At 38.2% G+C, this 12,101-nt stretch carries 12 protein-coding genes; 8 read left to right on the plus strand and 4 right to left on the minus strand.

Features of this window, described 5'->3' with window-relative positions; translation table 11 throughout:
• The first annotated feature begins 508 nt into the window (after positions 1-508).
• From FTV27_RS14300 to FTV27_RS14320, 5 genes are all read left to right on the plus strand, one after another.
• A complete protein-coding gene (locus tag FTV27_RS14300) occupies positions 509-1,075 on the plus strand; it encodes a hypothetical protein (protein ID WP_180079079.1) in 567 nt (188 codons plus the stop codon).
• 97 nt (positions 1,076-1,172) lie between these two features.
• Positions 1,173-2,135, plus strand: coding sequence for an allantoinase PuuE (gene puuE / locus FTV27_RS14305; RefSeq protein ID WP_180079080.1), 963 nt, complete (start codon positions 1,173-1,175; stop codon positions 2,133-2,135).
• Between the two features lie 140 nt (positions 2,136-2,275).
• A complete protein-coding gene (gene uraD / locus FTV27_RS14310) occupies positions 2,276-2,779 on the plus strand; it encodes a 2-oxo-4-hydroxy-4-carboxy-5-ureidoimidazoline decarboxylase (RefSeq protein ID WP_180079081.1) in 504 nt (167 codons plus the stop codon).
• Positions 2,776-3,096: a hydroxyisourate hydrolase gene (gene uraH / locus FTV27_RS14315; protein WP_180059856.1), complete on the plus strand. Its 321-nt coding sequence runs from the start codon at positions 2,776-2,778 to the stop codon at positions 3,094-3,096. The genes uraD and uraH overlap by 4 nt, the downstream gene beginning before the upstream one ends.
• Positions 3,097-3,126: 30 nt before the next feature.
• Positions 3,127-4,506, plus strand: coding sequence for a nucleobase:cation symporter-2 family protein (locus FTV27_RS14320; protein ID WP_180079082.1), 1,380 nt, complete (start codon positions 3,127-3,129; stop codon positions 4,504-4,506).
• A gap of 203 nt (positions 4,507-4,709) precedes the next feature.
• On the opposite strand, the gene FTV27_RS14325 is transcribed toward FTV27_RS14320, so the two are convergent.
• The gene (locus tag FTV27_RS14325) at positions 4,710-5,210 is read right to left on the minus strand and encodes an ureidoglycolate lyase (RefSeq protein WP_180035231.1); all 501 of its coding nucleotides are present in this window, start codon (positions 5,208-5,210) and stop codon (positions 4,710-4,712) included.
• A 90-nt stretch (positions 5,211-5,300) separates the two neighbouring features.
• Positions 5,301-6,308: an allantoicase gene (gene alc, locus FTV27_RS14330; protein WP_180079083.1), complete on the minus strand. Its 1,008-nt coding sequence runs from the start codon at positions 6,306-6,308 to the stop codon at positions 5,301-5,303.
• A 208-nt stretch (positions 6,309-6,516) separates the two neighbouring features.
• On the opposite strand from alc, the gene hpxO reads away from it, so the two are divergent.
• The gene (hpxO, locus tag FTV27_RS14335; RefSeq protein ID WP_180079084.1) at positions 6,517-7,674 is read left to right on the plus strand and encodes an FAD-dependent urate hydroxylase HpxO; all 1,158 of its coding nucleotides are present in this window, start codon (positions 6,517-6,519) and stop codon (positions 7,672-7,674) included.
• A gap of 106 nt (positions 7,675-7,780) precedes the next feature.
• Here the strand turns inward: hpxO and FTV27_RS14340 are convergent, their stop codons facing one another.
• Complete coding sequence (locus FTV27_RS14340; protein WP_180079085.1) at positions 7,781-8,710, minus strand: LysR family transcriptional regulator; 930 nt, start codon at positions 8,708-8,710, stop codon at positions 7,781-7,783.
• A 247-nt stretch (positions 8,711-8,957) separates the two neighbouring features.
• On the opposite strand from FTV27_RS14340, the gene FTV27_RS14345 reads away from it, so the two are divergent.
• Positions 8,958-10,013, plus strand: a complete 1,056-nt coding sequence (locus FTV27_RS14345) for an aromatic ring-hydroxylating dioxygenase subunit alpha (protein WP_180079086.1) — start codon at positions 8,958-8,960, stop codon at positions 10,011-10,013.
• An 84-nt stretch (positions 10,014-10,097) separates the two neighbouring features.
• On the opposite strand, the gene FTV27_RS14350 is transcribed toward FTV27_RS14345, so the two are convergent.
• The gene (locus tag FTV27_RS14350) at positions 10,098-10,538 is read right to left on the minus strand and encodes a DUF2147 domain-containing protein (RefSeq protein ID WP_180079087.1); all 441 of its coding nucleotides are present in this window, start codon (positions 10,536-10,538) and stop codon (positions 10,098-10,100) included.
• Between the two features lie 523 nt (positions 10,539-11,061).
• Between FTV27_RS14350 and FTV27_RS14355 the strand changes: the two genes are divergently transcribed.
• Positions 11,062-11,898, plus strand: coding sequence for an SDR family oxidoreductase (locus tag FTV27_RS14355; RefSeq protein ID WP_078193339.1), 837 nt, complete (start codon positions 11,062-11,064; stop codon positions 11,896-11,898).
• Positions 11,899-12,101: the final 203 nt, after the last annotated feature.

Consider the following 12,101-nt stretch of genomic DNA (forward strand, 5'->3'; position numbering starts at 1 on the left):
TTAAGCACAGAAGGATTTGATCTTCTATGCTCAATTTAGTTGGTCTACCTTTAGCAGGAACATGCATTTTCAGTTGTTCAACCATTAAATCAAAGGTTGACCATGATATGCCGGTGTATCGCTTAAACTGTGTTTCAGAAAGCTTCTTTGAATCGATATAATTCATCCGCAGATTATGCATGAATATTTAAAATTCTTCGGTACAAATAATCAGCAAGAGACTGTTCGTTTTTTGATTTATGAAAGAGGCTTTATAGTTATACCATTAAAAAATTACTAGATTAAACAAACAATGAGAATGCATATTTTTTTAAATTCCTTACTTACGATGTATTGTTCAATTTCAATATTTATGGTCATTTTTATATATTTTTTATCTAATTGGCAAATATGGAAAAAACATTTTACATTCATTGGCTTAATATCATTTTTAATACTGGCAATTTGTTTTTACTTTAAATATAACGAAAAATTGAATGATGATGATATTTTGTTCAAGCAGTTACCAATGAAAGTACGGTTACCAATAAGTACTTCAAATCTACTATTTTTAAACCTAAATTTGGGTTTTATCTTATTTATATTGGCAGTGCTTACAATAGTAATTACAGCTAATATATGGTTTATTACACTTTGTATTTTTATTATTTGGAATGCAATAATTTATCATCCTCATATTTGGTTTGTAGATTCTATTGATTTAAAACAAGATATAAAAAATAAAACAAATGAATTTGAGAGTGTAAGACAGGAGAAAGGTGATTTTGAATATTTTAATGATGGTTTCACTTACACTACAACTGGGCCTGAAATAAGCACTAAAACTATATTATGGAAAAATATTCAAAGTATAGATGTCGTACGCCAAGATCTTGGAACCATTGATGAGATTCAGCTCTATATATTGTGTTCAAATACAATCATTTATATTACCGAAAATACACCGGGTTATTACTATTTCATTGATCAACTGCATCAGAATTTTCCAGAAATAGATGAAATTTGGCAAATTTCAATCATTGCAGATGATTCAGGGCAACCATTCAATATTTTAAAAAAAGGCAATGGTCTCTGATATGAAAAGCTATTTAGCCATCTATGACATTGGCGCATAATTTGCTTGCTTCTACCTAATTTTTTTACTGTTTGATATAACAAATTAGGAAGTTGAAGTGACTACAGGCTACTTACGTGGACAAGACTTAATTGACCAGATCCAACAACAGGATTATTCCAGAGACCTAATTGGATATCATGGCGATGTACCTCAAGTCGTATGGCCTAATCAGGCACGTATCGCAGTGCAGTTCGTGTTGAACTATGAAGAAGGTGGAGAAAACCACATCGAACATGGGGATGCAGGATCAGAACAATTCTTATCCGATATTATTGGAGCGGCCAGTTTTCCTGCCAAACATATGTCGATGGACTCGATGTATGAATATGGCTCCAGAGTCGGTTTTTGGCGGATTCATGAAGAATTTAAAAAACGTGATTTACCCATGACAGTCTTTGGCGTTGGTATGGCTTTAGCACGCAATCCTTATATCGTCGATGCGATCAAACAAGCCAACTATGATGTCGTTTCACATGGTCAACGCTGGTTACATTATCAAGATATGCCGATAGAGCTGGAACGTCAGCACATGGATCAGGCGATTAGTGTGCATGAAGCTTTATTTGGAAAGACGCCTATTGGCTGGTACACAGGGCGTGACAGTCCCAACACACGTCAGCTATTGGCTGAATTTCCGCAAATTAAATATGACTGCGATCACTATGGTGATGATTTACCTTTTTGGAGTCATTTGACGAATGAAAGTGGTCAAACCCGTCCACATTTAATTATTCCTTATACACTCGAAAGCAATGATATGAAGTTTTGTTCACCGGGTGGTTTCAACAGTGGTGAACAATTTTATCAATACCTTAAAGACGCTTTTGATGTGCTATATGCAGAAGGTGAAAGCGCGCCAAAAATGTTATCGATTGGGATGCATTGTCGTATTTTAGGGCGACCAGGCCGTTTTAAAGCACTACAACGATTCTTAGATTATGTGCAATCACATGAAAAAGTCTGGATCTGTCGCCGTGGTGATATCGCGGAACATTGGTATACACATCATGCAGTCTAAAAAAATATTTGGATAAAGAGGAGTTTAGCTCCTCTTTTTTTAGGCCTGTACTTCGGTAACTGATATCATAGACCTAGGTTGGCACTGATATTGCAAAACTAAATTTGAACAATCATTCAATAATTTTAGGCGATTTTATAGTGCAACTTGTTGAATTTAATAAAGCATCCGAAGCAGATGTAAAAACTTTTTTAAAGCACTGTGTGCAAATTGAAGGCTGGGCAGAACACATTGTGGCGCAGCGCCCTTATACCTCTGTCACGCATATCACAGAGCAAGCAGTAAAAGCTGCAAATGCTTGGACTTGGGATGAAATCAAAAATGCTCTAGATAACCATCCACGGATTGGTGAAAAAAAGGCACAGGCTGAATTAAGTAGTTTGGAGCAACAATTTTCTAATCGAGAACAGTCTGAAATTTCAGCAGATGAAGAAACTCAATTTGCATTGCTCAAAGGCAATATGGCGTATGAGAAAAAGTACGGTTATCTCTTTTTAATCAAAGCTTCAGGCCTCAGTAGTGAAGATGTACTGCAGGCGCTGCAATATCGATTATTGAATGATCCTGAAACCGAAAAACGAATTGTTCATCATCAATTGGCTGAAATTGCCTTATTAAGATTAAAACAGGAGCTTAGCATATGATTAGCTCACATATTTTAGATACCAATCTGGGTAAACCTGCAGTGAACGTCAGCATTCAATTATTTAATGCACACGGAGAGTTGCTAGGTTCAGCCCAAACCAATGCTGATGGTCGCGTTAATGATTTTGCGCTGAAGGACTTTACAGCAGGGGCTTATAGCCTTGAATTTGCGACAGCTGAATATTTTCAAACTTTAAATACAGAAACCTTTTTTCCAAAAGCTGTGATTCATTTTTATGTAAAAGATTCCTCACAGCATTTTCATATTCCATTACTCATCAGCCCATTTGCATATTCAACGTATCGTGGCAGCTAAGAGCAAAGTTAAAAAATAAGGGATATAAAAATGGCAGAACAAGATAAAACAGTTTCACCAGAACATGAATATTTAGGCGCAGGGAAAAGCCTTGCCTATGGTCTACAGCATGTATTAACCATGTATGGCGGTATTATCGCTCCGCCATTGATTATTGGTACAGCCGCGGGACTTGAACCTGCGCAAATCGGTTTATTGATTGCGGCAGCGCTTTTTGTGGGTGGCTTGGCGACCATACTACAAACCGTAGGTGTAAAATATATCGGTGCAAAATTACCCTTAGTTCAAGGGGTTTCATTTGCAGGTGTGGCGACGATGATTGCCATAGTAACCGCAGGCGGTGGCCTTTCTGCTGTTTATGGCGCGGTGATTGTTGCATCCCTAATAGGATTTTTCCTAGCACCTTATTTTTCAAAAATTATTCGTTTTTTCCCACCGATTGTGACTGGCTGTGTGATCACTGTGATTGGTCTTTCATTGCTGCCTGTAGCGGTACGCTGGATGATGGGGGGGAACAATAAAGCACCAGACTGGGGAAGTGCTGAGAACATCAGCTTGGCATTTTTGACTTTGGGTATTGTGATTGCGCTGAACTTAACCCGTAATGCAACCATCCGACGTTTATCTATTTTGTTAGCCATCGTTTTCGGTACAGTGCTCGCTTATGCCTTTGGCTTTGGAGATTTTTCTAAAGTTGCAAATGGTAACTGGATTCAATTTCCAAGCTTCTTTGCTTTCGGTATGCCAACTTTTGAGTTAAGTGCCATTATTGCCATGCTGATCGTGACTTTAGTCATTATGACTGAAACGACGGCAGACATTATTGCTGTCGGTGAAATTGTTGGTACTAAAGTAGATGCTGAGCGTATTACCAATGGCTTACGCGCTGATATGCTATCTAGTGCAGCAGCACCAATCTTCGGTTCATTCATGCAAAGTGCTTTTGCACAAAATGTCGGTTTAGTAGCGATTACAGGCGTGAAAAGTCGCTTTGTTGTCGCAGCGGGTGGGATGATCTTGGTCGTATTAGGCGTTCTGCCAATTATGGGGCGACTGATTGCAGCGATTCCAGTCCCTGTCTTAGGCGGTGCAGGTTTAGTTTTGTTTGGAACAGTTGCGGCAAGTGGTATTCGTACCTTGGCGAAAATTGACTATAACGAGCAAAAGAATCTCATCATAGTTGCGACTGCGATTGCAGCAGGAATGATTCCAATTATCGATCATTCTTTCTATGCAAACTTCCCGAAATGGGTGCAAACACTCTTTCATTCAGGCATTAGTTCGACTTGTTTGATGGCGATTATTTTAAATATTGTGTTCAATCATCTGAATTTATTTAAAAATAAAGAAGTGACTATGAGCAAAGATCAGGTTAAAAAACCAAGCATGGCGATAGATGTGCAACATTAATCATGGCAGATTTTAAGTCTTAAACCTCACGATGATTCATAAAATAAAAACTTTATAGTTTAAAAAAGCCCTCGAAGTAGAGGGCTTTTTTATTGCGATATTTTTTAATTAAACTATATCAATAGGTTAAATAAAGAATGTATTAACAGATGGTTAAGTGATTTTTAGTCTATTTAACTGTAAGTATTTAAGCTAAAAATACATTAATTTGAAATGTGAATAGGCGTTGGGAACTGAAACACATCACAATTATGCCCAGCGCCAATACGATCGATAACGGCAAAGCTACTCGGTGCTTCGAGTGTTAGGAGAGGATGATGCCATGTTCCTGCACGATAATTGACTCCTTGGCTACCATCAGTAATGAAAGCATATAGCTGTGTAAGATCGGGACTGTGATCATCTAACGCAGGTGCAACAACCACTAAAAAAGCCTGTGCTTGCATTGGAATAAAAGCTTGCGAGCCGTTGGGATGACGCTCCAACATCGAAATCGTAAAAGGCAACTCAGTAGTTTTGATATTTCTAAAGAGGCTAATTCCAGCAACCGCATCACCTGAAATTTCTGTTTCTACGAGGGCATGATATCGCTCTGTATGTGCGTCATTGATGTGGAAAAAATCATGTCCAGTCGTACAAATAACCTCACCAAAAGGCGCAAAGCCTTCAATACTTAGAGCTTGTATTTTTATGCTGTGTGTCATGTTTAGATATCTTATAGGGCATTTAATTAAAAAAAATTGAAACCATACACATAGGAAGCACGAAGGCTTCCTATTTGATTAACACTGCAATTAAGGATGTATTTTTCCCCATAACCGTATGCGACTAATCCCCCCGTCAGGAATCATATTGATGCGGATATGCGATATTTTTTCATGCTTTAAAATCTCACTAACGAAGCTATGAATATGATCCATCTGCATGTCTTGTGCGTCGAGCAAAAACGGCCAGAACATACTTTGCGGAATCAGTTGAGGGTCAGTGGCATCTTCTACATAAATCGCTTGTATGGAAACCTGCGCAGGGAAGTTGCCTTTAAAATGGGCAGTATCAATATCAATTTTCTCTATTGCACCAGATTGGCCCAAAGCCAAAATGCACCAGTCAAAACCTGGTGCACGGCGACGTTTAGTTTCCCAACCATCTCCCATATTGATGCCGCGACCAGGGTTAATTATGTTTCGTGGATGTCCAAAATGAGCATCACTATAAGCAATAACACGTCCACCATTTTCTAGTGCAACGAGGTCTAATGTGCTCATACTGTCTTGAATTTGAACCTGAACTTCACCATAGACTTTAAATCGTGCAATACCGCCGTCTGGATATATATTTAAACGCACATGGGTAAAAACCTGATCAGTTGAGACCTTCAATATATGGTGTTGGCTCGGGCCCAATACGGTATTGCCTAAGATATTGACCCATGCTGCCTGTGCTAGTTCACCACTCGGTGCAAAGCAGGCTTCAACTGATGCGGAAGCTGGATAATTCCCAGTAAAGAATGTTGTATCAATATCTAAGGCTTGAATTCGGCCAGCAACACCGAGTTGGATAATTGCCCAATCATAACCTGCATGGCGTTTACGACGCGTTTCCCAACCATCCATCCATTTGCCATGCTCATCAAATTTATCTTCGACAAAGATAGGTGCATTAAATTGAAGCATGCGTTTTGCTTCTGCAAAAAAATCATCTGAACATTCAAGTATTTTTGCACCAATACGGTCATCTGCTAAATTTGTAAGTGTCTGTAATTGTGCAGGAATATCAAAACTTGGTGCGAGTAAAGTCGCCATATATAAAATCCATTCACTATTTTCATTTAAAACATATGCATTTTGTTTTTAGTGTTAAAAATTTAACATTTGATAAAAACTAGCATTTACACGTGTTTAGAAGCACAGCCTGTGCCAACTTTAGAATTTTTTATTGTTTGTTTGAAAAAATGGCATGCTTTTCGCTTTTTAGGAGAAAGATATTTAAAAAAACACAGGGGAGTTATAGATGGACATTACAATTATTGGTGCAGGTATGGCGGGCCTAACGACTGGGATCGCTTTGAAAAAATTTGGACACCAAGTAACCATCTATGAACAGGCAGAACAAATTTTACCTGTTGGAGCCGCCATTTCTTTATGGTCTAACGGTGTCAAATGTTTGAACTATTTGGGGCTAACCGAACAAGTCGAAAAGCTCGGTGGCAAGATGGATCATTTAGCCTATATCGATGGCTTAACGGGCGATGTTATGACGCAGTTTAGTCTGTTTCCTTTAATCGAAGAAGTTGGACAGCGACCTTATCCCGTTTCACGTGCTGACTTACAAAATATGCTTATGGATGAATTTGGTCGTGAGAATATTCATCTAGGCAAAAAAATGGTGAGCTTCTCAGAACAAGATGATCAAGTGATCACACATTTTGCTGACGGAAGTGAGGTTCTGGCTGATTTATTGGTTGGCGCCGATGGTACACATTCATTGACACGGGCGTATGTATTGGGGGAACAAGTTGAGCGCCGCTATGCAGGTTATGTCAATTGGAACGGTTTAGTCGATATTTCAGAAGAATTTGCTGCGGCAGATCAATGGACGACATTTGTAGGAGAAGGTAAACGTGTTTCGCTGATGCCCGTTGCCGACAATCGATTCTATTTCTTCTTTGATGTCCCTTTAGCAGCAGGCTTAGAAAATGACCGAACACAATATAAGGCTTTATTTAAAGAATACTTTAAGGGCTGGTGTGAACCGGTTCAAAAGCTAATTGATGCTGTAGATGCCCAAAAAACCAATCGGGTAGAAATTCATGATATTGAACCTTTTGCAGATTTCTACAAAGGTCGTGTGGTGATTGTGGGTGATGCAGCACACAGCACAACGCCGGATATTGGACAAGGCGGCTGCCAAGCAATGGAAGACGCAATATATTTAGCCCGTTCTTTGCAAATCAATACTTTAGGGTTGCAAGATTCATTGCGTCGTTATCAAAATAAACGTAATGAACGTGCCAATGAATTGGTTCTGCGAGCGCGTAAGCGTTGTGATGTAACCCATATGAAAGATGTAAGCGTAACGCGCGAATGGTATGCAGAACTGCGTAAGGAACAAGGCAATCATATTATGAAAGGTATTATCAGTAATATTGTAGGTAATCCATTGGATTAAAAAAATAAACTAATAAAACTTTAGCTTTCAGCAGCCAGTACGGGTTATTCGCACTGGCATTTTTTTTTCAAAAAATTAAGTGACAAAAAAAGCCTAAATAATGGTTTTAGGGGTTCAAAGATTTTAAATTGATCTTAATTTCTTCCATTTTTTCCACCAAAAGATTAATCATGATCTGAGAAATTCGAGAGGTTTGGCGCTTCGATGCGACACATAAAGCGATGGTCAAACTGTGTAAGCCTTTTTCACGGATTGGTTTAAAAATAATCTTATTATTCTCAAGCAGTGGCAAAGCATCCATGTATGACATCAAACTGATGCCTAATTGTTGCTGAACCAATGACAATATCATTCTAATGTCATTACATTCGATCTTTTGAATCGGACTAAACTTATGATGTTTATATAAAGTCTGTACATATTCACTAATAATGAGTGGTTCACTCGGTAAAATATGCCGTTCATTTAACGTATCTGAAAGATAAATTTTATCCATTCCACCCAGGGTATGATGCGGCGACATCACAAAGCCTAACGGAATTTCTATAAAGGATAAAATCTCTAATTGGCTATGGCTTTTGGGATTTAAGATAATGCCAAAATCTAATTCTGCATCGACGATTTTTCTGGATATATCATCACTGCTATTCATGTTGATGTTGAGGTTGATCCACGGATAAGTTTCAGCCATCTTTTGAATGCAGTCGACGACAAAACTGTCATTCAAAGCCGCAATAAAGCCCATTTCAATGTTTCCACGGTTTAAACCTTGGATTTCATCAAATCGAGTTCGTGTCAGTTGATATTCTTTTTGCCATTTTAATAAATCGGCATACAGTAATTCACCTGCAAGCGTCAGTTTTAAGCCCTGAGGTAATCGTTCAAATAGGGCAACCCCCAGTTCTTCCTCTGCCAAAACGATTTGTCGATGTACTGCCGAAACTGAAATAAAAAGTTGTTCAGCAGCTTTGCGTAGACTCCCAGTGCGTGCAACCGCCATAAAATATTCAGAAAATCTAGAAAAGGTAATCGACATACAGGCTTCAATCTCTATCGCGTGATCAGCGAATCATAATGTTATGTATTTTAAGCGATATTCATGCCAGCTTTATCAAATCAAGCAGTATTCAACACTTAATGTTCTAAAAAACAGAACAATCTATGCAAATCATTCTAATAGACAGAAATGTGTTTGGATTTTAATTTCGACTTAGAAAATAAGGATTTAGTAAATTTTGATGATGCTAAATGCTGAAGAAATATTGAAAATGTCGAGATGAACTATGAATGCCATTCCAGTACTCAATTTATTTACCCAACCTCAGTGCAGTACATTTGATGCTAACGACTGGAATATTTTGGCGCAGCATTGGTATCCCGTTGCACGTGTAGAAGATGTTTCGACTGAACCGCAACAAGTGCAATTACTCGATGTAAAAATGGCGTTATATCAAACTGAAAGTGGAAAAATTCATTTGGTTCGTGACATTTGTCCACATCGAGGGGTGCCATTAACTAAAGGCTGGGTCAAGGGTGAAGACATTATTTGTCCATATCATGGTTTACATTATAACGGCGCAGGAAAGTGTGTAAAAATTCCCGCACAGCCAGAGCTGACTCAAATTTCAGAGCGTTTTTCATTAACTAAATTTCCAGTTGTATTGAAATATGGATTGGTGTGGACCAGTTTATTTAACCGAGACGAATCTACGGCCAATTTTCCAGATTTAGACACGTGGGATACCGAGCAGCACCAATCGATATTGCCACCTTATGTAGATATTGGTGGTTCAAGTGGGCGTCAGCTCGAAGGCTTTATTGATGTTGCACATTTCGCATGGGTGCATCATGAGAGCTTTGCAGACCGTGAAAATCCTAAAGTACAAAAATATTCCACAGTACGTACGGACTATGGACTACATACAGAATATCTCAGTGATGTGAGTAATTATCCGCATGACTTACAACATTTAGCGCCAGAAGATTTTTTATGGAAAAGAGCATTTGATGTCTATCCACCATTTTCAGCAATTTTAACCATCGATTTTCCTGAAAATGGGGTGTTGAAAATCTTAAATGCCTGTTGTCCTGTATCGCATAATAAAACCCGTTTATTTGTGCCTTTAACTCGTAATTTTGATACCACTGGCGATTTGCAAGCGGTCTATGATTTTAATGCACAAATTTTTGCTGAAGATCAGGACATGGTGGAAAGTCAAAAACCTGAGGAATTGCCACTGGATATCAGTATGGAGGCGCATTTCGAAGCAGATCGCTCATCCACAACGTATCGTCGCATATTAGCCGAATGGGGGCTAAGCAAACGTTATACGGTTTAATTTTATAGTCGAATAATTTCATTCTAGGTTTTCATACAAAAAAGCGACTCAATCGAGCCGCTTTTTGAATTTGTACACTAAGGATTAGTTTACACGTATCCATGTTTGGCTGCGTCCAAGCGCAGATACACCAATATAGCCACGACCATTTAAGGTCTTACCGTCATTCGACATTTTGGCATTGAAGCTATAGGTTTTACCATTTTTCGGGTCAGTAATTTTACCGCCATCATAGGTATTTTTACCGGTATTTTTCAAACCATTCACGATTTGTACACCGAGTAATGGTTTATTGTGGAATTTACCAACACATTTTTGGCAGTTTTCTGCTTCACCCGTGGTGAGTACATCAACGATTTTTGCAGATAAAACGCCATTTGAGGTTTCGTTAAATTGAACTACAGATAAAGGTTTTTTGGTTTGGTCATCGATGGTTTTCCATTTAGTACCATGCAATGGATCAGCAGCCAATGCTAAGCTAGACACCAGTGATAAACCGATTAGGCTAAGAGTTGTTTTTATCATTTTAGAACCTCTATTGAACATAGTAAGAGATGTGCATCCCTGATCTTCCAAAAGGTGGATACACAAGACTTGGAAAATTACAAAGCATCAGCCTTGCTGTCTTCAAGGGCTATATTCACAAAAAAATAAGTATATATTGTGGATTTTATATACTGATTTTGAATATCTAGAATCTGGATCGTGTAGAAAAATAGAATAAATGTTGAGCTTTGTTTATAACATTTGGGGTTTGTATCACTTTTATAAATATCAAACGCAGTTTGAATTAAAAGAATTGGAGCTACAATCCGTAAAAAGTATTAGCTAAAAAGCTCATTAAAGCTTTTAATTTTTTGCTCTAATCATGTCGAATTACATTAATTTGTTTGAAGAAATAACGCTAAATAGCTATGTATAGCATTCATATTTTAGAATTAAATAAAATCATTTCATTCATAGATTAGAACTCGTTAAGCTTGTGCTATGAATAATACGAAAATGCGGCTTGATCACTGAACTGGATTAAGTGTGTATAGGAATAACGATGAAAAATTTTAACAACAAAGTCGCAGCCATTACTGGAGCAGGTTCAGGTATTGGACAGCAATTAGCCATTCAACTGGCTCAATCAGGTGCGCATCTAGCATTAAGTGATCGGAACCTTGACGGTCTTGCACAAACGGCTGAAATGATTAAGCACACCGGTGTGAAAATAACTCAGACCCAGTTAGATGTATCTGATCGTGCCGCTGTCGAGCAATGGGCGGCTGCAACCCAAGCTGAATTTGGTCAGGTCAATTTGATCTTTAATAATGCGGGTGTCGCGCTAGCCAGTACAGTAGAAGGTATGCATTATGATGAAATTGAGTGGATTATGAATATCAATTTCTGGGGCGTGGTGTATGGGACAAAAGCATTTTTACCGTACTTAAGACAAAGTGGCGATGGACATATTGTGAATATTTCCAGCTTATTTGGTTTGACAGCTCAACCGACTCAAAGTGCCTATAATGCAACTAAGTTTGCAGTCCGTGGTTTTACAGAATCTTTACGTCAAGAATTAGATTTGGAAAATGTCGGAGTGAGCGCTACCTGCGTGCATCCGGGTGGAATTCGAACCAATATTGCAAATAGCGCACGTATGAGTGACAGTATTCGCGCGTTGGGTATGAATCCAGATAGAGCCACGAAAGCCTTTAATAAAGTGCTGAAAACACCGCCTGAAGTTGCAGCAAAAGTGATTTTAGATGCAGTGAAACAGAATAAACGTCGTGTTTTAATCGGCAATGACGCCAAAATCATTGATTTAATTCAGCGGATTGCACCTACACGTTATGCCCAAGCCATAGATCTGCTCAGTGGTAAGAAAAAACGTAAATAATTCAAAGATCAATAACAAGGGATGATGCAACATGATCCCTTTTTTTGATTCTGTATTGTCAAAATATTTATTTGAAAATGTATTTCTAATATGAATTTAGCAGTATTAAAGAAGATGCACTTTTGAAATCACAAAAATTTAGCATAAGTTCAATTGATTAAAAATTTTGAACTATTTAGAAGTAAAATATGAGAAAAAATGAT

It is taken from the genome of Acinetobacter sp. YH12251 (assembly GCF_013417465.1).
GTDB lineage: Bacteria > Pseudomonadota > Gammaproteobacteria > Pseudomonadales > Moraxellaceae > Acinetobacter > Acinetobacter amyesii.